Annotated in this window: 21 protein-coding genes; 9 read left to right on the forward strand and 12 right to left on the reverse strand. The window is 66.8% G+C overall.

What is annotated here, in order from left to right; translation table 11 throughout:
• Positions 1–98: 98 nt before the first annotated feature.
• Both ACRCUN_RS02640 and ACRCUN_RS02645 read right to left on the reverse strand, forming a co-directional pair.
• On the reverse strand, positions 99–1,598 hold the full coding sequence (locus ACRCUN_RS02640; protein WP_462140126.1) for a two-component system sensor histidine kinase PdtaS: 1,500 nt from the start codon (positions 1,596–1,598) through the stop codon (positions 99–101).
• Between the two features lie 16 nt (positions 1,599–1,614).
• Positions 1,615–1,830: a biotin/lipoyl-binding carrier protein gene (locus ACRCUN_RS02645; RefSeq protein WP_029373615.1), complete on the reverse strand. Its 216-nt coding sequence runs from the start codon at positions 1,828–1,830 to the stop codon at positions 1,615–1,617.
• 128 nt (positions 1,831–1,958) lie between these two features.
• Here ACRCUN_RS02645 and ACRCUN_RS02650 point away from each other — a divergent pair, with 128 nt between their 5' ends.
• Positions 1,959–2,033: a 50S ribosomal protein bL37 gene (locus ACRCUN_RS02650; protein WP_011728008.1), complete on the forward strand. Its 75-nt coding sequence runs from the start codon at positions 1,959–1,961 to the stop codon at positions 2,031–2,033.
• Between the two features lie 12 nt (positions 2,034–2,045).
• Here ACRCUN_RS02650 and rsrA read toward each other — a convergent pair whose 3' ends face one another.
• Together rsrA and sigH are read right to left on the reverse strand one after the other, a co-directional pair.
• Complete coding sequence (gene rsrA / locus ACRCUN_RS02655) at positions 2,046–2,351, reverse strand: mycothiol system anti-sigma-R factor (protein ID WP_462140127.1); 306 nt, start codon at positions 2,349–2,351, stop codon at positions 2,046–2,048.
• Complete coding sequence (sigH, locus tag ACRCUN_RS02660; RefSeq protein ID WP_462140128.1) at positions 2,348–2,995, reverse strand: sigma-70 family RNA polymerase sigma factor SigH; 648 nt, start codon at positions 2,993–2,995, stop codon at positions 2,348–2,350. The genes rsrA and sigH overlap by 4 nt, the downstream gene beginning before the upstream one ends.
• 216 nt (positions 2,996–3,211) lie before the next feature.
• Between sigH and ybaK the strand changes: the two genes are divergently transcribed.
• Entirely contained in the window at positions 3,212–3,703 is a 492-nt protein-coding gene (gene ybaK / locus ACRCUN_RS02665) for a Cys-tRNA(Pro) deacylase (protein ID WP_462140129.1), read from the forward strand.
• Here ybaK and catC read toward each other — a convergent pair.
• The 4 genes from catC to ACRCUN_RS02685 all read right to left on the reverse strand — a co-directional run bounded on the left by catC (position 3,700) and on the right by ACRCUN_RS02685 (position 6,913).
• The gene (gene catC / locus ACRCUN_RS02670) at positions 3,700–3,981 is read right to left on the reverse strand and encodes a muconolactone Delta-isomerase (RefSeq protein WP_085147212.1); all 282 of its coding nucleotides are present in this window, start codon (positions 3,979–3,981) and stop codon (positions 3,700–3,702) included. The genes ybaK and catC overlap by 4 nt on opposite strands.
• 7 nt (positions 3,982–3,988) lie before the next feature.
• Entirely contained in the window at positions 3,989–4,840 is an 852-nt protein-coding gene (catA, locus tag ACRCUN_RS02675) for a catechol 1,2-dioxygenase (RefSeq protein WP_462140130.1), read from the reverse strand.
• A 70-nt stretch (positions 4,841–4,910) separates the two neighbouring features.
• Positions 4,911–6,014: a mandelate racemase/muconate lactonizing enzyme family protein gene (locus ACRCUN_RS02680; RefSeq protein WP_462140131.1), complete on the reverse strand. Its 1,104-nt coding sequence runs from the start codon at positions 6,012–6,014 to the stop codon at positions 4,911–4,913.
• Positions 6,011–6,913: a LysR family transcriptional regulator gene (locus tag ACRCUN_RS02685; protein WP_462140132.1), complete on the reverse strand. Its 903-nt coding sequence runs from the start codon at positions 6,911–6,913 to the stop codon at positions 6,011–6,013. Before ACRCUN_RS02685 ends, ACRCUN_RS02680 begins: the two co-directional genes overlap by 4 nt.
• A gap of 215 nt (positions 6,914–7,128) precedes the next feature.
• Between ACRCUN_RS02685 and benA the strand changes: the two genes are divergently transcribed.
• The 5 genes from benA (at position 7,129) to ACRCUN_RS02710 (ending at position 15,055) form a co-directional block, all read left to right on the forward strand.
• Positions 7,129–8,484, forward strand: coding sequence for a benzoate 1,2-dioxygenase large subunit (gene benA, locus ACRCUN_RS02690; protein WP_462140133.1), 1,356 nt, complete (start codon positions 7,129–7,131; stop codon positions 8,482–8,484).
• On the forward strand, positions 8,481–8,999 hold the full coding sequence (gene benB, locus ACRCUN_RS02695; protein WP_462140134.1) for a benzoate 1,2-dioxygenase small subunit: 519 nt from the start codon (positions 8,481–8,483) through the stop codon (positions 8,997–8,999). The genes benA and benB overlap by 4 nt, the downstream gene beginning before the upstream one ends.
• 8 nt (positions 9,000–9,007) lie before the next feature.
• A complete protein-coding gene (gene benC / locus ACRCUN_RS02700; RefSeq protein WP_462140135.1) occupies positions 9,008–11,647 on the forward strand; it encodes a benzoate 1,2-dioxygenase electron transfer component BenC in 2,640 nt (879 codons plus the stop codon).
• A gap of 194 nt (positions 11,648–11,841) precedes the next feature.
• Positions 11,842–14,469, forward strand: coding sequence for a helix-turn-helix transcriptional regulator (locus tag ACRCUN_RS02705; RefSeq protein WP_462140136.1), 2,628 nt, complete (start codon positions 11,842–11,844; stop codon positions 14,467–14,469).
• A 25-nt stretch (positions 14,470–14,494) separates the two neighbouring features.
• Positions 14,495–15,055, forward strand: a complete 561-nt coding sequence (locus ACRCUN_RS02710) for a M15 family metallopeptidase (RefSeq protein WP_462140137.1) — start codon at positions 14,495–14,497, stop codon at positions 15,053–15,055.
• 18 nt (positions 15,056–15,073) lie between these two features.
• Here the strand turns inward: ACRCUN_RS02710 and ACRCUN_RS02715 are convergent, their stop codons facing one another.
• The 4 genes from ACRCUN_RS02715 to ACRCUN_RS02730 are packed head-to-tail and all read right to left on the reverse strand — an operon-like array spanning position 15,074 to position 18,496.
• Positions 15,074–15,724: a CoA transferase subunit B gene (locus tag ACRCUN_RS02715; RefSeq protein WP_462140138.1), complete on the reverse strand. Its 651-nt coding sequence runs from the start codon at positions 15,722–15,724 to the stop codon at positions 15,074–15,076.
• The gene (locus ACRCUN_RS02720) at positions 15,721–16,509 is read right to left on the reverse strand and encodes a CoA transferase subunit A (protein WP_462140139.1); all 789 of its coding nucleotides are present in this window, start codon (positions 16,507–16,509) and stop codon (positions 15,721–15,723) included. The genes ACRCUN_RS02715 and ACRCUN_RS02720 overlap by 4 nt, the downstream gene beginning before the upstream one ends.
• Positions 16,506–17,267 carry a 3-oxoadipate enol-lactonase gene (gene pcaD, locus ACRCUN_RS02725; protein ID WP_462140140.1) on the reverse strand — a complete coding sequence of 254 codons (762 nt, stop codon included), beginning with the start codon at positions 17,265–17,267 and terminating at the stop codon, positions 16,506–16,508. Before pcaD ends, ACRCUN_RS02720 begins: the two co-directional genes overlap by 4 nt.
• A complete protein-coding gene (locus tag ACRCUN_RS02730; RefSeq protein WP_462140141.1) occupies positions 17,264–18,496 on the reverse strand; it encodes an acetyl-CoA C-acetyltransferase in 1,233 nt (410 codons plus the stop codon). The genes pcaD and ACRCUN_RS02730 overlap by 4 nt, the downstream gene beginning before the upstream one ends.
• Before the next feature lie 77 nt (positions 18,497–18,573).
• On the opposite strand from ACRCUN_RS02730, the gene ACRCUN_RS02735 reads away from it, so the two are divergent.
• Positions 18,574–19,452: a LysR substrate-binding domain-containing protein gene (locus tag ACRCUN_RS02735; protein ID WP_462140142.1), complete on the forward strand. Its 879-nt coding sequence runs from the start codon at positions 18,574–18,576 to the stop codon at positions 19,450–19,452.
• 9 nt (positions 19,453–19,461) lie between these two features.
• The gene (locus ACRCUN_RS02740) at positions 19,462–20,310 is read left to right on the forward strand and encodes an SDR family oxidoreductase (protein ID WP_462140143.1); all 849 of its coding nucleotides are present in this window, start codon (positions 19,462–19,464) and stop codon (positions 20,308–20,310) included.
• Positions 20,311–20,432: the final 122 nt, after the last annotated feature.

A 20,432-nucleotide genomic window follows, 5' to 3' on the forward strand; every position in this document is an offset into this window, starting at 1 on the left:
CCCCCCCCCCCCCCCCCCCCCCCCCCCCTCTCCCCCCCCAAACCCGGGCGCCCAGGTGCGCGCAGTGGACCGCAGGGGCCACACAGAGCCGCCAGGGGCTATTGAACGCCGCGGCTGCGCCTGCCGATGGGCACGCGAAGAACCACGTCGGTACCACCGGTGGGGACGTCGTGCATGCCCAGCGAGCCGTCCAACTCGGCCGAGACGAGCGTCCGCACGATCTGCAGGCCGAGCCGGTCGGATTTCTCCAAGCTGAAGCCCGCCGGCAGCCCACGCCCGTCGTCGTGCACGACGACATCGAGCCAGCGCGCCGAGCGCTCGGCCCGGATCGTCACGCAGCCCTGCGGCTGGCTGGCGTCGAAGGCGTGCTCGATGGCGTTCTGCACGAGTTCGGTGATCACCATGATCAGTGCGGTGGCACGGTCGGCGTCGAGTACGCCGAGATCGCCGTCGCGGTTGATCCGGATCGGCGTGTCGACCGAGGCCACGTCGTTCATGATCGGCAGGATGCGGTCCACCACTTGGTCGAGGTTGACCTCCTCGTCGACCGACATCGACAGCGCATCGTGCACCAGCGCGATGGACGAGACCCGGCGCACCGATTCGATCAACGCCTCGCGCGCTTCGACGTTGTTGGTGCGGCGGGCCTGCAGACGCAGCAGCGCCGCGACGGTTTGAAGGTTGTTCTTCACCCGGTGATGGATCTCGCGGATCGTGGCGTCCTTGCTCAGCAACGCCCGGTCGCGCCGTTTGACCTCGGTGACGTCCCGGATCAGCACCGCCGCGCCGACGGCAGCGCCGTGCACGACCAGAGGCAGGGTCCGTAGCAGCACGGCGGCGCCGCCCGCGTCGACCTCCATGCGCATGCTGGAACCGCCGGCAAGCGAGTCACGCACGTGGTTGGCGAGCTCCTGCGCCTCGAACGGGTCTGAGATCAATGGGCGGGTGACCGTGACGAGATTGTGCCCGTCGAGTTCGGAGGCCAGGCCCATGCGGTGATACGCCGATATGGCGTTGGGGCTCGCGAACACCACGTCACCCACCTCGTCGAGTCGGATGAAGCCGTCACCCACTCGCGGGCTCGAACGTGACATGGCCAGGTCGCCGACGTTGGGGAACGTGCCCTCCGACAGCATGTGGAGAAGATCGGTCGCGCAGTCCAGGTAGGCGCCCTCCAGCGGGCTGGCCATGCGGCGCGCGGCGAGCGCGGTCTGGTGGGTCAACACGGCCACCACGCGACCGCCGTGACGCACGGGCACCGCCTCGACGTTCAGGCCGGGCGCGTCGTACGAATCTCTTTGCGCGCCATCGCTTCCCCTGCCGATGGCACCCGTCTCGAAAGCTGTGGTGACCACTGGGAGGTCTTCGGCGCCGGCCAATGTGCCCACCGAATCGGCGAGCAACACCGTCGGGGCGGTATTGGGCCGCACCTGCGCGACGCACACCAGCGCGCCGTCGTCGCGGCGCACCCACATCAGGTAGTCGGCGAACGACAGATCGGCCAGTAACTGCCACTCCCCGACCACCGCATGGAGGTGGTCGACGGCATTGCCGGGCAAGACCGTGTGCTCGGCGAGCAGATCACCGAGGGTGGACATCAGCTACCGCGCAGAGTTAGTCGATCACCGCGATGAGGTCGCCGGCCTGGATGACATCGCCTTCGGCGACGTTGACCTTGGTGACCGTGCCCGCCACCTCGGCGAGCACCGGGATCTCCATCTTCATGGACTCGAGCAGCACCAGGGTGTCCCCTTCGCCGATCTGATCGCCCTCATGAACCACGACCTCGAGCACACTGGCCACGATTTCAGCGCGAACGTCCTCGGCCATCTTCACCCCACTCACTCCGGCTTGCTGTCTGCCTGCCGCCCTATATCGAACCACAACCCCGTGTGGACAGCGGTGTCACCGGGCCATGAGACACTTGGGAGCAAGCTCTAAACGTCTGGAGGAACATCATGGCCAAGCGTGGCCGCAAGAAGCGGGACCGTAAGCACTCGAAGGCGAACCACGGCAAGCGTCCCAACGCCTGACCTGTTCGCTCGTTAGCCCCGGATAATCGTGGTGCGGCTGATTTCAATACGCAGTCGCTCACGCAAGCTATCCGGGGCTTTTTCACCGCTGCACTTGGCGGCGATGAGCCGCTTCACCCGTTCCTCGACCCCGTAATGCCGCAGGCAGGCGGGGCATTCTTCGAGATGGTGCTTGAGCTTGTCACGGCTTTCGGGTGTGCACTCCCCGTCCAGCAGCGTCCATACCTCGGCGATGACCGCAGCGCAGTCCGGATGCTCGGGATCAACGGGTCCGACGGGCGGAGACCATCGCTCTTCCGACTCACGACTGTCGCTCATGACGACACCTCCTCCGGCTCACCAAACTGCGGACCTCGAATGAAGCCGCGGTCCCTGGCCACATCGGACAGCAGATCACGCAGCTGCTTGCGGCCGCGATGCAGCCGGGACATCACTGTCCCGATCGGCGTATCCATGATCTCGGCGATCTCCTTGTAGGGGAACCCTTCGACGTCGGCGTAGTACACCGCCATCCGGAATTCTTCGGGTAGGGCCTGCAGCGCCGCCTTGATCTCAGTGTCGGGCAGCGCCTCGAGCGCTTCCACTTCCGCCGACCGCAGACCGGTCGACGAGTGCTCGGCATTCGACGCCAGCTGCCAATCGGTGATCTCGTCGGTCGGGTACTCCGACGGCTGCCGTTGCTTCTTGCGGTAGCTGTTGATGTAGGTGTTCGTCAGAATCCGGTACAGCCACGCCTTCAGGTTGGTGCCCTCGCGGAACGACCGGAAGCCGGCGTAGGCCTTGACCATGGTTTCCTGCAAGAGGTCCTCGGCATCGGCCGGGTTGCGGGTCATGCGCAGCGCACCGCCGTAGAGCTGATCCAGCAGCGGGATCGCATCGCGTTCGAACCGCGCGGTGAGCTCGGCATCCGTCTCGTGTGTCGCTTCCGGCGTCTCGGGTTCTACCCGGTCGACGTCAGTCATCGTGGGAAACACCTTCCCTTCTGTTGCGGCGCCACCTAACGAGCCGGAATACCACGCGGTATCCGCCGGACGTTCCAGGCACACAGTTGGCACCAAAATCCCTCCTTATGATCCTAGAGCCTGCTACCGACAAGTAGCGCCGACCGCCGTCAGGCGCCGATGCTGACAGCAATAACAGCACGCAGGGGCCCAGGTGTTCCCGGTTACGCTGACCGCGTGGCACGCGCAGCAACCCCGGCTATCGCAGCTCTACAGGCCGCAGGCATCGACCACGAAGTGGTGGCCTACCACCACGATCCCCGCAATGAATCCTTCGGGGCCGAGGCCGTGGCCCAGCTCGCCGCGGATGGCATCGTGGCCGGGCAGGTGTTCAAGACGCTGGTGATCGCCCTCCCGAAAGGCCTGGCGGTCGCGGTGCTGCCCGTTCCCACCAAGCTGTCGCTGAAAGCGGCCGCTGCCGCACTGGGCGTGCCCAAGGCAGAAATGGCCGACCCGGCCGCCGCGCAGCGGTCCACGGGTTACGTGGTCGGCGGCATCTCGCCGTTGGGGCAGCGCAAGCCGCTGCCCACTGTTGTCGACACATCCGCGCTGCGGTTCGACAAAGTGCTGTGCAGCGCCGGGAAACGCGGCTGGGACGTTGCGCTCGCACCGGGCGACCTGATCCGGGCCACGCGGGCGGTCACCGCGGAAATCGGCGTTCCCGCTTAATCTTTGACATCGGAGGGATGCCGGGCCAGCGGAGTCACATGGATGTCCATGTACGGGAACAGCGGTAGGCCCGAGATGAGGTTGTGCAGTTCGTCGTTGGACTCGACGTCGAAGATCGAGAAGTTGGAGTACTCCCCGACGATCCGCCAGATGTGCGGCCATTTACCGGACCGCTGCAGCTGCTGCGAGTAGGCCTTCTCCCGTGCGACGAGGTGCGTACGGGCATCAGGGTCCATGTCATGGGGCAGATGGACGTCCATCCGCACGTGAAACAGCACGGGTGCGTCAGCTTTCCGGATCGAGGACGAAGCCGTACCGGACGGTCTCGCCACCGTCGGGCCCGGGCACCGGATCGAGCATCAACTCAGGTTTGACCGCGGTCGCGATGTCGTCGCGGTTGTGCGGGTCGCCGGGGAAGTACAACTGCGCGGTGAGCAGTTCATGCCCGGGCGCCGAGACCTTCACGTGCAGGTGCGCCGGACGCCACGCGTGCCAGCCGGCGGCCGCGATCAGCTTGCCGCACGAGCCGTCGGTGGGAATCTGGTACGGCGCGGGCCGGATCGTGGTGATCCGGAACTTGCCGTCGGGCCCGGTCGAGATGCTGCCGCGCAGGTTCCATTCCGGGATACCGGGCGCGAACTGCGAGTAGAACCCGTCGGAATCGGCGTGCCAGAGCTCGACCTTGCCGGCCAGCGGGCGCCCGTCGGTCGAGGTGATGGTGCCCTCCCACACGAGCGGGGTGCCTGCCTCGCCGTTTCGCATGGGCAGGGTCGCGTCCGCGCCGAGTTCGGGCGCGTTCGGGACGTAGTACGGCCCCTCGATGCTGCCCTTGTTGCCGTGCCGGTGCGACGTCGCGACATCCTCCACGACGTGCTCGACCCAGACGTCGAGGAACAGCGGCCATTCGCCGTCCTGGCCGACGTTGATGAGCCAGGCCTTGAGCGCGTTGTACTCGTCGTAGGTCACCTTGTGCTTGCGGATGGTGTTGTGCACGGCGTCGAGAACCTCACGCGCGAGTATGTCGACGCGCTCAGCCGGGACGTCGCGCACCGCCTCGAACGGCGACTTGTCGGTGTGAAAGCGCTCGGTGGCCGAGGCGCCCGACGCGGCGGCTGACGCCTTTTCAACGGTTGTCATGTGAATTCCTTTCGTGGTGCCGCGATTTGTGCACAGTCACCGGCGCCCAGCGCCGCTCAACGTGCACAAATCACAGGTCGGTGCGGTAGCGGGCGAGCTTTTCGGGATCGATGTCGACGCCGATGCCGGCGCCCGGCCTGCGGTGCAGCTGCCCGTCAGTGATCTGCAGCGGCGTCGTCAGCAGGTCATCGCTCATGTCCAGGAAGTTGGACAGCTCGCCGGCATAACGCGACGTGCGCTCGTAGGCGGTGCCGAACGAGATCGCGCACGCGGTGCCGAGCTGTCCGTCGATCTGATTGCCCATCACCATCTCCAGACCGAGTCCTTCGGCGAGATGGTGCACCCGGGCCGAGCCGGTGAAGCCGGTGCGGGCGGTCTTGATGTTGATCGCGGTCGCCGAACCGCCGAGCACCTCGCGCGTGACGTCGGCCGGTGTCGGCACGGATTCGTCGGCGATGAACGGGATGTCGAGCTTGTCGACCAGCCAGCGCCGCCCGAGCACGTCGTCGGCCGGGCACAGTTCCTCGGCGAACAGCAGGTCCAGATCGGCCATCTCGCGCATCGCCCGCATGGACTCCGATGCCGACCAGCCGCGGTTGCCGTCGACATAGAGTTCGACGGCGGTTCCGAAACGCTCGCGCAGCGCACGGACGACCGCGGTGTCCAGCGACACCGGGCGCCTCCCCACCTTGACCTTGAAGGTGCTGATTCCGAAGGTGTCTCGCATCCGTTCGGCCTCGGCGACCATCTTCGCCGGATCGTCGAAGCCGAGCATGTGGCTGACGCGCATGCGGTCGGTGTAGCCGCCGAGCAGCTCGCCGACCGACAGGCCGAGCGTGCGCCCGAACGCGTCCCACATCGCCATGTCGACCGCGGCTTTCGCGGTCGGGTTGCCGACCGTGCGGGCGAGCCGGCTGCCCGCGACCTCACGCTCGGTCAAGGTGAGGCCGACGAGTGCAGGCGCGAAGATCTGGTCGATCACCGCGACGATGCCGGCCTGGGTTTCGCCGTAGGTGAAGGGCCGCGGCGGCGCCTCGGCAACCCCCACGACGCCGTCGTCGGTGTGAACGTGCACCAACACGTGTTCGGCTACATGCACCTCGCCCGACGCGAATCGCAACGGCTTGACATACGGGATCGCGAACGGGATCGCTTCTACCGCAGTGATTTTCACAGCTTCTCCTCAAGCGGCTCTCGGCGTAGCGCCGATGCAAGGATCTCGACGACGGTGTCGACGACCGGGTTGTCGGTTTCACGGCGCCAGGCCAATGCCAGCTCGATGGTTCCGCCGTCGACGAGGTCGCGGAACACCACACCGTCCAGCGGCAGGGCCCGCACCGACTCCGGGACGACGGCTACTCCCAGATCGGCCGCCACGAGCGCCAGCAGCACCGCGGTGCCCGGCGCGGCGTGCTCGCGGTGAGGGACGAAACCCGCACTGCGGCAGCTGCGCAGCACCGCATCGTTGACCGCGGAGTCGCGACTGGCGTACGCGACGAACGGTTCGCTGCGGAGATCGGTCAGCGAGACCACGGGCTCGACGGCAAGCCGGTGATCGACCGAGACCGCGAGCACGAGCGACTCGACGTCGATGGTCGTCATCTCGATTCCTTCACCGACGGCCGGTGGCCGTAGCACACCGAGATCCAGTGCGCCCGTGCGCAAACCATCGCACTGCTCGGGGGTCAACATGTCGGCCTGGATTTCGAGCGCCACCGCCGGCAGCTCGCGTTTGACCATGCGGGCGATGCGCGGCAGATGCGAGAACGCGGCGGTGCCGGTCAGTCCGAGCCGCAACAGGCCGCCGCGTCCGCGGGCGATTCGGCGCACACCGCGCTCAGCGTCGTCGACGCCGGCGAGAATCCGAATTGCCTCGCCCCGCAGGAACTCTCCGGCTGCCGTCAGCGAGACCTGGCGAGTGGTCCGGTTGAACAAAGTCACATCGAGCTCGGCTTCGAGCTGGCGAATCGCGTAGGACAGCGCGGGCTGCGCGACATGGAGCTGTTCGGCCGCCTGGCCGAAATGGCAGGTGTCGGCCACGGCTGCGAAGTACCGAAGATGCCTGAGCTCCACGCTGCACTCCTTTCGGGCCGTCCGATTGTGATGGGTGACACATCGACGGTATCTCCGGGATAGATATCGAACAAGGACTTGTTTTGGTCAGATTAATCGTGCGCCTTTATCAATTGATGCCTGAGTCAGGACTAGGAGACTGCCTAGTGTGACGCCGAACACTCACTGCGAGAGTGCTGTTGTCGCGCATCGTCGCGCACACCTGGAGGACCGATATGACAGCCACTCACCTGGCCAGCGTGCTGGCCGACGCCGTGATCGACGACCCTGCCACCGGCATCTACCGCGCCAACCGCCGCATCTTCACCGACGAAGAGATCTTCGAGCTGGAGATGACGCACATCTTCGAGGGCAACTGGATCTACCTCGCCCACGAAAGCCAGCTGCCCAACCCGGGCGACTACTTCACCACCTACATCGGACGTCAGCCCGTGGTGATCACGCGCGACAGGGACGGGCAACTGCACTGTCTGATCAATGCCTGCGCCCACCGCGGTGCCATGATCTGCCGCCGCAAGACCGACAACCGCACGACGCTCACCTGCCCATTCCACGGGTGGACATTCCGCAACGACGGCACCCTGCTCAAGGTCAAGGACCCGGAGGGGGCCGGCTACCCGGATACCTTCAATGTCAACGGATCCCACAACCTCACCAAGGTGGCCCGGTTCGACAACTATCGGGGATTCCTGTTCGGAAGCCTCAACGCCGACGTCCTTCCGCTGACCGAACACCTCGGCGACGCGACCACGGTGATCGACATGCTCGTCGATCAATCGCCGGAAGGCCTTGAGGTGCTTCGTGGTTCGTCGACCTACACCTATGACGGCAACTGGAAGGTGCAGGCCGAGAACGGGGCCGACGGCTATCACGTCACCGCGACGCACTGGAACTACGCAGCAACCACGAGTCGGCGCAACACCGGTGAATCGAAGAACGACACCAAGGCACTCGACGCCGGTGGCTGGGGCAAGTCCGGCGGAGGCTACTGGTCGTTCCCGCACGGGCACCTGTGCCTGTGGACCTGGGCGGCCAATCCGCAGGACCGCCCGCTGTGGGACAAACTCGACGAACTCAAGGCGCAATTCGGCCAGGCCAAGGGCGAGTTCATGGTCAAGGGTTCACGCAACCTCTGCGTTTACCCGAATGTGTATGTTATGGACCAGTTCTCGACGCAGATCCGGCACTTCCGGCCGATTGCCTCGGACAAGACCGAGGTGACCATCTACTGCATCGCCCCCAAGGGCGAGAGCGACGAGGCCCGCGCACATCGCATTCGCCAGTACGAGGACTTCTTCAACGCCTCCGGGATGGCCACTCCAGATGATCTGGAGGAGTTCCGCTCGTGCCAGCTCACGTTCCGGGCGCAGGCCGCGCCGTGGAACGACATGAGTCGCGGCGCCGAGCACTGGCTGTCGGGCCCGGATCCGCTCGCTGAATCGCTTGGTATGACGGGCATCGTCTCGGCCGGTATCCGCAACGAGGACGAGGGCCTCTACCCCGTCCAGCACGGGTACTGGCTGCAGACCATGCGACAGGCGCTGGCTGACGAGGAAGGGGCGGACCGATGAACACCGCACCGCAGACCGGCGCAAAACTGGTCACGCAGAACGCCATCGAGCAGTTCCTCTACCGCGAGGCCCGCTACCTCGACGACCGCGAGTTCGAGAAATGGCTCGAGTGCTACGCCGATGACGTCGTCTACTGGATGCCGTCATGGAGCGATGACGATCGGCTCGTCGAGGATCCGCAACGCGACATCTCGCTGATCTACTACGCCAACAAGGGCGGCCTCGAGGATCGCGTGTTCCGTATCCGCACCGAGCGGTCGTCGGCGACGTCGCTGCCCGAACCTCGCACGAGCCACAACATCAGCAACGTCGAGGTGATCGAACGCCGCGGCGAGCTGGTAGATGTCCGGTTCAACTGGCACACCATGTATTTCCGGTACAAGACGGTGGACCCGTATTACGGGACGTCGTTCTACACCATCGACTTCTCCGGTGAGCAGCCGCTGATCCGGCGCAAGACGGTGGTGCTCAAGAACGACTACATCCACCACGTGGTGGACGTGTACCACTTCTAGGGACAGCCATGACTGCCGTAACCGAACCCGAGAACTACTCCGTGGCACTGTCCTTCGAGGACGGCGTGACCCGGTTCATCACGTGCCGCGAAGACCAGACGGTGGCCGACGCCTCCTACCGCCAACGCATCAACATCCCGCTGGACTGCCGCGACGGCGCCTGCGGAACCTGCAAGGCGCGCTGCGAATCCGGCAGCTACGACGCGGGCATCTACATCGACGACGCGCTGTCGGCCGACGAGGCCAAGGCCGGCTATGTGTTGCCGTGCAGCATGAAGCCGCGTTCGGATCTCGTGCTGCAGATCGCCAGCACGTCCGACGTCGCCAAGACCCAGGCCGCCACGTACACCGGCACGCTCGTCGAGCTCACGCGTCTGTCACCAACCATCGTCCGGTTCGCTGTCGAGATCCCGAATCGGTCCGAGCTGGCCTTCTTGCCCGGGCAGTACGTCAACGTGTCTGTACCGGGAGCCGACGTGCACCGGTCGTACTCGTTCGCCAATGCGCCGGATGAACCACGGCTGACCTTCCTGGTGAAGCTGACCCCGGGTGGCGCGATGTCGGATTACCTGAGCCGCCGCGCGGCCGTCGGTGACACCCTCACGTTCACCGGACCCAACGGCTCGTTCTTCCTGCGGGAGGCCGACCGTCCGGTGCTGATGCTGGCCGGGGGAACCGGCCTGGCGCCGATCCTGTCCATGTTGCGCAAGATGGCGGCCGACGGCAGCCGCCGCAAGACACACCTGATCTACGGCGCGAAGACCGACGACGATGTCGTGGCGCTCGACGAGCTGCGCGAGATCGCTTCGCAAGTGCCGGGTTTCACGTGGGATCACTGTGTGTCCGATCCGCACACCCGGGCTGCCAACCAGGGCCGGGTGATGACCCTGATCGAGCCGGCCCAGCTCTATGGCGGCGACGTGGCGATCTATCTCTGCGGGCCGCCGGCCATGGTGGAGTCGGTGCGCAAGCACGTCGCCGCAACCGGCATCGAGCCGACGGGCTTCTACTACGAGAAGTTCGCGCTCGCCCACGGCTCTTCCGCCGACGACGCCCAGGACACCAGGACGGCCACCGGTGGCGGAGAAACGCTGATGCCGGCTCCCGATGCCCGTGCGATCGCGGGCCAGGAAATGCTGGCCCGCAGCGCCACTGCCGTCATCGCCTCATGGCCGCGGCCGGTGGCCGTCGGTGACACCGGCGACACCGCCCGTCGCATCGCGGGCCAACTGATGGCCCCGGCCACCGACGGTGTCATCTGTCCACTCGACGACGACAGCGGGACGTTGATCGCTTCCGCGTCCCGTTCAGTGTGTGGCCAGCCGGTTTTCGCGGCGGTCACCTCGCCGAGCCCGGTCTCCGAGGACGGCTATCAGATCGGCGAGGAACACCCCGAAGTGCACGAGTCCGATGCGCTGTTCGAGGCGCGCCAGGCACTCGAGCTCGGTGCGCTCGAAGTCACACTGGGCCGGCTGTCGAACCGGCAACTCGCCGGCTATCGGCTGTTGGCCGAATCGACCCTGCCCTACGTCGACGGCGATCGGTTCGCCGACGCGGCTCAGTACACCGAGACCAACGCGGCATTCCACGACTATCTGTTCACCCTGACCGGAAATGACCACCTCCTGCAGGCCTACCAGGCGCTCGGGGTGAAGGGCCGCATGAGCGACGTGCTGCGCAACGCCACCTGGTGTCACCCGCTGTGCGCACAGGACCACATCGACATCGTCAACGCGTTCGAAAGCGGGGACCGCGACGCGGCGCGCGCGCTGATCACCGCGCACGCCGGCCGGTCCAAGCAGACCATGCGGCGCGCGATGGCCGACAGCGAACAGGCCCGTTCCACGCGCAGGCCGAAGTTCATCACGCCCGGCCGATTCGCGGGCAAGGTCATCGTGGTCACCGGTGCGGCACAGGGTATCGGTGAGCACACCGCGCGGCGCATCAGCGCCGAAGACGGCGTCCTGGTCCTCGCCGACCGCTCCGAACTGATCAAAGAACTGGCCGCCGAACTGGCCGCCGACGGGCCCCGTACGTTGGCCGTCACCGCGGACCTGGAGCACGACGAGGGCGCAGACACCTTGGTGCGGCAGGCCATCTCGGAGTTCGGCCGTATCGACGTGCTGATCAACAACGTCGGCGGCGCCATCAATTTCAAACCCTTCACGACGTTCACCTCAGAACAGATCCGAGCCGAGATCACCCGATCGCTGATGACAACGCTGTACGCCTGCCGAGCCGTGCTGCCCTCGATGGTCGAGCGAGGCACCGGCGTGATCGTCAACGTGTCCTCGGCGGCCACGCGCGGTGTTCACCGCATCCCGTATTCGGCGGCCAAGGGCGGTATCAACGCGCTCACCGCGTCGCTGGCCATGGAATACGCCGATGCCGGCATCCGCGTCGTCGCGACGGCCCCGGGTGGCACCGAGGCTCCGCCCCGGCGCATATCCCGCGGCACCCCGCAGGCCACCACCGATGCCGAACGAGCCTGGTTCCAAGCCCATATCGACCAGACGCTGGAATCCTCGCTCATGCACCGCTACGGCACATTGGCCGAGCAAGCCGCGGCGATCTGCTTCCTGGCCTCTGACGAGGCGTCCTACATCACCGGGTCGGTGTTGCCGGTGGCAGGCGGCGACCAGGGCTGATCGGCCACCTGCACGTCGCCTGGCCGGACCGTCACCTGAAACCGCTTGAGTCCCCAGCCATCCGATACGGCGAAGAACACCCTCTTGGGTTCTATCGGATCTCCACCCAACCAATGTGGGTACTCCGGAAGGTCCACATACGCAATCGAATATCTTTGGCCTGACCGCTCGGACGTGCGCCGTACGATGTGGACGTGGTCGGTTCGACAGGATGCATCGGCCGGGAGCGCGAACTGGCTGAACTGTCAGACCTGCTCGCCGAGGCCGAGCACGGCGCGGTCGTTGTCGCGGTGACCGGCGAACCCGGCATCGGCAAGACCGCCGTGTTGAGGGAACTCGCGGCACAGCGGTCTGGCCGGTGGGCTCAGGCCACCGCATGGGAGTCCGATCTACCCGCCGGCGTGCTCGCCCAACTGCTCCAGGACGAGTTGCCAGCGGATCCGCTCGACGCCGCGGCGCACCTGGTCGACCATTTGACCGGTCGCGGCACGATGCTGCTGGTGATCGACGATGCGCACAATGCTGATCCTGTTTCGTTGCAGGCTATTTCGATGCTGGTACGGCATCAGAGTGAGATTCCCGTGCTGATTGCGCTCGGCATTGAGACCGTCGACGGCGTGTCCGCTGACATCGTCGCGAACCAGATCCGGTTGGCCGGGCTGCCGCCCAGCGCGGTCGGTGAGATCGCCCGCCGGCGTGGAGTGACACTGCATCCCGCGATGGTCGACGCACTGACCCGGCACACCCGAGGTAACCCGCGCGACGTGCTGGCCCTCCTCGACGAGGCACCTGCGGCGCTGTGGGCCCGCCCGGATTCGAGCCTGCCTGCGCCCTCGCACGTCCTGGTTTCCGTCAAGGCCGCCCTGCAGCACTGTGGTACCGACGGGCGCGCACTGGTGGAGGCCTTCGCCGTGCTGGGTGACGGCGCATCCCTGGCGGAGGCAGCCGCGCTGGCGGGCGCCGATGACCCGCTGGGCGGTCTCGACGCCGGAGTTTCGGCCGGATTACTGGTGCAGACAACACAATTCGAACCCAGTCTGCCTGATCAGCTATGCCGAACCGCAGTGCTGCAGCTGATGGGGGTGCGGGCCGTTGCCGACGCGCATCGCCGTGCCGCCGAGATCGTCACCGACCCGGCCCGGCAGCTTCGGCATCGGGTTGCGGCAGCGCCGCTGCCCGACGAAAAGCTGGCCGACGAGGTCGATGCGATGGCACACGCGCGCGGCATCGAAGGCGCGTGGGCGCAAGCGGCCACGTTGTTCCGCGACTCCAGCCGGCTCACGCCCGACCCCTTGCTGCGCGACGAACGGCTCACGCGATCGGTCGACGCGCTTGTCGCCGCCGGCGACTGTAGCGCCGCCGCGGCCCTCGTCCCGGCTGTCGAGATTCTGCGCGAAACACCTTTGCGCAACGCCGTTCTGGCGTATCTGGCGATCCTGCGGGGTCGTGCCACCGAGGCCGAGGTGCGACTGCGTCGCGCCTGGGACATCGTCAACACCGAGCGCAATCCCGAGATAGCCGCGCTCATCGCGCAGCGCTACGTGCTGCACTCGCTCGTGCGCTGCCGCGGCGACGAACTGGTCGCCTGGGCCGATACCGCGTTGCGCCTGGCCGATCGCGATTCCCCGACCCGGATCGAGTCCGCCGCTATCCGCGGACTCGGACTCGCCGCCGCGGGACGTCCGGATGAGGCGACCGCCTCCTACGACGCGCTGGCGGGCCGGCTTCGGCACGGTGCACAGGCGCAGCGCATCACCATGGGCCGGGGCTGGCTCCAGCTCATTCGCGACGACGTCGACGCAGCCCGAAGCAACTTGGAAAGCGCGGTGGCCACAGCGAGTTTGGGCGGTTCGACGCGAATCACGCTGTGGGCGAAGGGGTGGTTGGCCCGCGTGCAATTCGTCTGCGGTGATTGGGACGCCGCCCTGGCCACTGTCGAATCCGGCCGCGACCTCGCTGACTCCAGCGGTATCGTGATCGTCACACCGCTTCTGGAATGGACTGCGGCACAGATACATGCATTGCGTGGCGATTGGGCCGCAGCGGAATCCGCGGTACGCGCGGCCGACGTGGTCACCCAGGACTACGAGATGATGCGGATACCGACCATTCTTGCCCGGGCGCAGGTCGCGGAGGCCGAGGCGGACTATGCGAAGGTACTACGCGTCGTGGAGCCACTCGCCGCGATGGCGTCGGGCACCTCACTCGCCGAACCCGGCTATTGGCCGTGGCCCGACCTGATGGCCAACGCTCTGGTCATCGACGGCAAGTTGGAGGCCGCGGACGCATTCCTGCGTCCGCACGAAGAGCAGGCCGAGGAACGTGGGCATCGCTCGGCGATGGCACGGCTCGGATACGCCCGCGGCAGGCTCCTGGGTGCCCAGGGAAACCTCGCAGCGGCGCGCACCAAGTTCGAGGAGTCACTGGCCCTGCTCGACGGGTTGCCGCTGCGCTACGACCGGGCACGCATCAACTTCGCCTACGGTCAGACGCTGCGCCGCGCCGGCAAGCGCCGGGAGGCCGATGCCGTCATCAGCACCGCCCGCGACCTGTACCTGTCGCTCGGCGCGCACGCCGTCGTGGCCCGCTGCGAGCGCGAACTCAAAGCAGGCGGGCTGCACCAACTGCGCGGATCGCGCGACAGCGTCGAGCTGACGCCGCAGGAAGACGCAGTGACCTCGCTCGTGGCGCAGGGCCTGTCCAACCGTGAAGTAGCTGCTGAACTGTTCGTTTCTCCCAAGACCGTGCAGTACCACCTGACCCGGGTGTACGCAAAGTTGGGTGTTCGGTCACGCGCAGAGTTAGCTGCACTTCGCAGATGACCCGACGGTGCGTAATGTGGGCACGATGACGGGGAGGATTCTGGGGGTCGGTGCGGTCGCGTCGCTGGCCGCCGGTGTAGTCGTCGCGGCGCTCGGCACATCGCCGGCTGCCCCGCAGATCGAGCTGGCCGACAACACCATCGCGATCGACCCCGGTGACGGGTCCTTGGCCAACGGTCAGACCCTGACCCCGTTCGACGTGCAGAATCCGGCCATCAGCCGGCTCGACCCGCGGCTTTTGACCGCCATCCAGAACGCTGCCACGGCCGCGGCGGCGGAGGGCATCACGATGACCGTCACCTCGGGGTGGCGGTCCGCGGAGTTTCAGCAGAGCCTGCTCGATGACGCGGTACAGACGTACGGAAGCCTGGCCGCCGCACGCGAGTACGTGCAGACTCCGGCCGCATCCCGGCACGTCACCGGCGAGGCGGTCGATATCGGCGGCGTGGGCGCCGATCACTGGCTGATCGCCAACGGCTCGCGGTTCGGGCTGTGCCAGATCTATGCCAACGAACTGTGGCATTTCGAGCTCGTCGCCGATCCGGGTGGCCAGTGCCCGCCGCTGCTGCCCAACGCGGCGGGCTGATCTACTCGCTGACGGACCCTAAACGCGCGCGGGAACGCGACCGTCGATGACCGCCGCGCCGGTTTTGGCCACCACGTCGTCGTAGTCGACGTCGGGCGCGAGCTCGACAACCCGGAAGCCGTCACCGGTGACATCGAAGACGCCGAGGTCGGTGATCACGCGGCTCACCACCGCCTTGCCGGTCAGCGGCAGGTTGCATGACGAAACAAGTTTGGCGGCACCGGATTTGGCGACATGGTCCATCAGCACGATGACGCGGCCGGCTCCGCTGACGAGATCCATCGCGCCACCCATGCCCTTGACCATCGACCCCGGCACCATCCAGTTGGCCAGGTCGCCGTTGGCCGCTACCTGCATACCGCCAAGCACCGCGACATTGACGTGCCCGCCGCGGATCATCGCGAAACTCGTTGCCGAGTCGAAGAAAGAGGCACCGGCGACCACGGACACGGTCTGCTTGCCTGCATTGATGAGATCGGGGTCGACCTCGTCGTCATACGGAAACGGGCCGACGCCGAGGATCCCGTTCTCGGCGTGCAATGTGACGTCCGAGCCATCCGGCAGGTAGTCCGGAATGAGCGTGGGCAAACCGATGCCGAGGTTGACGTAGTCGCCGTCGTGCAGTTCGGCCGCGGCTCGCGCTGCCATCTGTTCGCGGGTCCAGCTCATCGTGCTGCCTCCTCGGCGTCCGGCCGCGGTCGGGTGGTGCGTTTTTCGATGTCCTTGTGCGCGGCCTGTTCCGGCGTAAGCGCGACGATGCGCTTGACGAATATGCCAGGCAGGTGGATCTCGTCGGGATGCAGTTCGCCGACTTCGACGACCTGCTCGGCCTCGACCACGGTGACCCGTCCGGACATCGCGGCCGGTGGATTGAAATTCCGTGCGGCAGCATGGAATTTGCAGTTGCCCGCCTTGTCGACGACGGCGGCCCGGACGAGGGCGTAGTCGGTGACGATGGATTCTTCCAGCACCATCTCCTTGCCGCCGAACGTGCGAACCTCCTTCGCGGGCGAGGCCAGCGCGACGGTGCCGTCCGGGTGATAGCGCCACGGCAGGCCACCCTCGGCGACCAGCGTGCCCACGCCGGTGGGTGTGAAGAACGCGCCAATCCCGCTGCCGCCGGCCCGCATCCGCTCCGCGAGAGTGCCCTGAGGGGTGAGTTCGACGGTGAGTTCGCCCGCGAGGTATTGGCGTGCGAACTCTTTGTTCTCGCCGACGTACGACGCGATGACCCGGCTGATGCGGCCCGCCTCCAGCAGCAGGCCCAGCCCGGCGCCGTCGACGCCGCAGTTGTTCGAGACGATCGTCAGATCGTCGGCGCCCTGCCCCAGAAGCGCCTCGATCGAGAACCACGGGATGCCGGCCAGACCGAATCCGCCGACGGCGAGGCTCGCACCGCTGGGAACGTCGGCGACGGCTGCGGCCGCCGATTCGACCACCTTGTTGAGGGTCATGATTGCTCCAAGAAGTCAATGAGGGCGGGCGTGATGATGCCTGGCTGCTCGGCGTTGGCGAGGTGCGCAGCATGCGCCACCTCGACCAGGCGGCCGTTGCGCACGTTGTCGGCGATCTCGGCCAGTTTCGCGGGCGGTGTTGCGGGATCGTCGGTTCCGGCGATCGCCAGCGTCGGCGCGGTGATGTTCGGCAGGTCGGCCCGCAGATTCAGCGCGGCGATGGCCTCGCAGCAGCCCGCATAGCCCTCGGCCGGTGTCGCCGCAACCATGGCTTCGTGCTCGGCTTTCAGGTCGGGCCGCTCGGCCAGAAATTGCGGCGTGAACCACCGCGCCACGACGGCTTCGGCAACTGCCTTGGTTCCGTCGGCACGCACGGTGGCCGCTCGGTCCATCCACGCCGAGGCCGGCGGCAGTTGCGCACCCGTGCACAGCAGGGCCAACCGGTCGACGCGCTCGGGGTTCCGCGCGGCGAGCCGCATGGCGGTCATGCCGCCCAATGACAGCCCGACCACGTGCGCGCGTTCCACGTCGAGTGTGTCGAGCAGCGTGATGACGTCATCGGCGAGGTCATCGATCGAGTAGGGGCCGTCGGGCACCGGCGACTGGCCGTGCCCGCGGGTGTCGTAGCGCACCACGCGGAACCGTTCCTCGAACGCGGCCAACTGGGCATCCCACATGCGGTGGGTCGAGCCCAGGGAGTTGGAGAACACGACGACGGGCGCGTCGGGCCGCCCGGTCACGATGTGGTGGACGTTCATCGCACAGCCTCGAAAATCGCCGCGAGGCCTTGTCCCCCACCGATGCACATGGTCTCCAGCACGTACCGGGCATCTCGGCGCGCGGCCTCGTATGCCGCGGTGGCCAGGATGCGCGCACCGGTGGCACCGATCGGATGGCCCAGCGAAATGCCGGATCCGTTGGGATTGACCCGGTCATCGAGCGGGTCGACCTTCCACCGGTCCAGGACCGCGAGCACCTGGGCCGCGAACGCCTCGTTGAGCTCGATGAGGTCGATCTCGTCAAGCACAAGGCCGGCGCGGTCGAGCGCCGCGGCCGTGGCGCTGACAGGTCCGATGCCCATCGTTTCCGGCGCGCATCCGGTGACTGCCCAGGAACGCAGCGTCAGAAGCGGTGTCAACCCTCGTTTTTCGGCTTCAGCGCGGGTCGTGACGACACACATCGCTGCGCCGTCGTTCTGGCCCGAGGCGTTGCCTGCCGTCACCGTCGCCTCCGAATCGACCTTGCCGCGGATCGGGCGCAGCGAGGCCAGTTGCTCGATGCTGATGTCGGCGCGGGGATGCTCGTCGCGGTCGACGACGGTGTCGGGTTTGCCCCGCTTGCCCGGCACGGTCACCGGCACGAGTTCGTCGGCGAACCGGCCTGCGTCGTGTGCGGCGACCGCGCGCCGATGCGAGCGCAGCGCCAGTTCGTCTTGATCGTCGCGCGAGATGCCGTATTCGCGGCGCAGGTTCTCGGCCGTCTCGATCATCCCGCCCGGAATGGGATGGTTTGCACCACTGGCTGTTTCACGCGCGCGATCCAAGCGGTCCTGCAGAGCGATGCCGCCCTGCCGGACACCGGTACGCAACCCGAGCGCGTAATGCTCGACGTTCGACATCGACTCGGCGCCGCCGGCGACAACCGTTCGGGCTGCACCGGTCGCGACCTGTCCGGCGGCGTAGAGCACCGCCTGCAATCCCGATCCGCAGCGCCGGTCGATCTGCAGGCCGGGCACGCCCGTGCCGAGGCCCGCATCGAGCGCGGCGATGCGGCCGATCGAGGGGGCTTCGCCACTGGCGTATCCGTTACCCAGCACGACGTCATCGATGTCGTTCTCACCCAAGCCGGTGCGGGTGACGAGTTCACGCAGCGTGATCGTGGCCAGGTCGGTCGCCGTCAGCGCTGCCAGCGCGCCACCCATCCGTCCGACCGGCGTTCGGATCGGGCTGCAGATGACCACTTGGGACGCGGATGAAGCCGAAGTCATGCCTTCGACGTTAGGCAACCAGACACATATTCTGAAATACTCAGATACGCCTAATTGATATTCGTGGAGTCTGAATCGTGGAACTGCGTCACCTGCGCTACTTCCGGGCGGTCGGCGAAGAACTGCACTTCGGCCGCGCGGCGGAACGCCTGCACATCGCCCAGCCGCCGCTGTCGCAGCAGATCCGTCAGCTCGAACGTGAACTGGGTGTCGCGCTGTTGACCCGCACCACGCGCAGTGTCGAGCTGACGCCTGCCGGCCGTACTTACCTGCAGCGGGCCGTAGAAATCCTCGACGCGGTTGAGGAAGCGGGCGGCCAGGCGCGGCGCATCGCCGCGGGAATCGAGGGCCGGGTGGCGATCGGGTGCGTCGGTTCGGCCACGTACTCGCTGCTCCCCCAGTTGGTGCGAGCGCTCGGCGAATCGCTGCCCGGGGTCGAGGTCAGTGTGCGGGGCGAAATGCTGGCGCCCGCCCAACTCGAGGCCCTCGTGTCGGGCGCGCTCGACCTGGCCCTGCTGCGTCCGCCGGTGATTCACGACGGCGTCATGACCGAAACGGTGCGCCGCGACCGTCTGCTGGCCGCCCTGCCCGCCGACCATCGTCTCACCGACCGCGCCGAGGTGACCGTCGACGATCTGCGGGACGAGGCCTTCGTTGTCCACGCCGGCCACGGACGGTCGGTGATGAGCAGCCTGGTCACCGCGATCTGCACCGACGCCGGCTTTGTTCCACGGATCCGCCAGGAGGTCTCCGAAACGTCGACGCTCGTGACCCTCGTTGCCGCCGGGATCGGCATCGCGATCGCCCCCGCCCCGACGGCCGCACTCGACATCGCCGGTGTCCGATACGTGCCGCTGGCCCCGGCGTCCCTGGGCGTTGACCTGGTCGCGGCCTGGACTCAGCATTCGGCCGTGATCGCCAATGTGTTGGGAGTGTTGCGCAAGCTCACGGAATAGGGTGACCTCATGACTCTGTCCGGAAAGACCATGTTCATCTCCGGTGCCAGCCGCGGTATCGGTCTGGCGATCGCCAAGCGGGCGGCCGCCGACGGCGCCAATGTCGCGCTGGTCGCCAAGACCGCCGAACCGCACCCCAAACTCGAGGGGACGATCTACACCGCCGCCAAGGAGATCGAGGAGGCCGGCGGGCAGGCCTTGCCGATCGTCGGTGACGTGCGTGACGGCGATTCGGTCGCCGGTGCGGTGGCCAAGGCCGTCGAGCAGTTCGGCGGCATCGACATCTGCGTCAACAACGCGTCGGCGATCAATCTGGGCTCGATCGAAGAGGTGCCGCTCAAGCGGTTCGATCTCATGAACGGTATCCAGATCCGCGGTACCTACGCCGTGTCGCAGGCCTGCATCCCGCACATGAAAGGCCGGGAGAACCCGCACATTTTGACGCTCTCGCCGCCGATCCGGTTGGAGTCCGAATGGCTCAAGCCGACCGCTTACATGATGGCGAAGTTCGGAATGACGCTGTGCGCGTTGGGTATTGCCGAAGAGATGCGCGAGGCGGGTATCGCGTCGAACACGTTGTGGCCGCGCACCCTGGTGGCGACCGCGGCCGTGCAGAACCTGCTCGGCGGCGACGAGGCGATGGGTCGCGCACGCAAGCCCGACGTGTATGCCGATGCCGCCTACGCGATCTTCAACAAACCGGCGCGGGAGTTCACCGGTAACAGCCTGCTGTGCGAGGACGTGCTGCTCGACAACGGCGTCACCGACCTGTCGGTGTACGACTGTGTGCCTGGCTCCGATCTCGGCGTGGATCTGTGGGTGGACACGCCGAACCCGCCGGGGTACGTGCAGCCCTAGCACCGGCCGCTGAACGGCGGTGGCCGCCAACCGAACTGAAGACCAGCTCCCGAGGGATCGGCGGGTGCGGGAAATTCGGTCGATTGCTGCCGCCCGCCGTCGGTATGGTCCCGATGTCACGA

Source organism: Mycobacterium venezuelense (assembly GCF_054919535.1).

Coding starts and splice junctions, on each gene's coding strand:
- ACRCUN_RS02715 (WP_462140138.1), bottom strand. CDS start 15,724: ATGAGCTGGACCCGCGAACAGATGGCAGCGCGAGCCGCGGCCGAACTG.
- benC (WP_462140135.1), top strand. CDS start 9,008: ATGACTGCCGTAACCGAACCCGAGAACTACTCCGTGGCACTGTCCTTC.
- ACRCUN_RS02740 (WP_462140143.1), top strand. CDS start 19,462: ATGACTCTGTCCGGAAAGACCATGTTCATCTCCGGTGCCAGCCGCGGT.
- ACRCUN_RS02710 (WP_462140137.1), top strand. CDS start 14,495: ATGACGGGGAGGATTCTGGGGGTCGGTGCGGTCGCGTCGCTGGCCGCC.
- ACRCUN_RS02640 (WP_462140126.1), bottom strand. CDS start 1,598: ATGTCCACCCTCGGTGATCTGCTCGCCGAGCACACGGTCTTGCCCGGC.
- rsrA (WP_462140127.1), bottom strand. CDS start 2,351: ATGAGCGACAGTCGTGAGTCGGAAGAGCGATGGTCTCCGCCCGTCGGA.
- benA (WP_462140133.1), top strand. CDS start 7,129: ATGACAGCCACTCACCTGGCCAGCGTGCTGGCCGACGCCGTGATCGAC.
- ACRCUN_RS02645 (WP_029373615.1), bottom strand. CDS start 1,830: ATGGCCGAGGACGTTCGCGCTGAAATCGTGGCCAGTGTGCTCGAGGTC.
- ACRCUN_RS02730 (WP_462140141.1), bottom strand. CDS start 18,496: ATGACTTCGGCTTCATCCGCGTCCCAAGTGGTCATCTGCAGCCCGATC.
- ACRCUN_RS02720 (WP_462140139.1), bottom strand. CDS start 16,509: ATGACCCTCAACAAGGTGGTCGAATCGGCGGCCGCAGCCGTCGCCGAC.
- sigH (WP_462140128.1), bottom strand. CDS start 2,995: ATGACTGACGTCGACCGGGTAGAACCCGAGACGCCGGAAGCGACACAC.
- pcaD (WP_462140140.1), bottom strand. CDS start 17,267: ATGAACGTCCACCACATCGTGACCGGGCGGCCCGACGCGCCCGTCGTC.
- benB (WP_462140134.1), top strand. CDS start 8,481: ATGAACACCGCACCGCAGACCGGCGCAAAACTGGTCACGCAGAACGCC.
- catA (WP_462140130.1), bottom strand. CDS start 4,840: ATGACAACCGTTGAAAAGGCGTCAGCCGCCGCGTCGGGCGCCTCGGCC.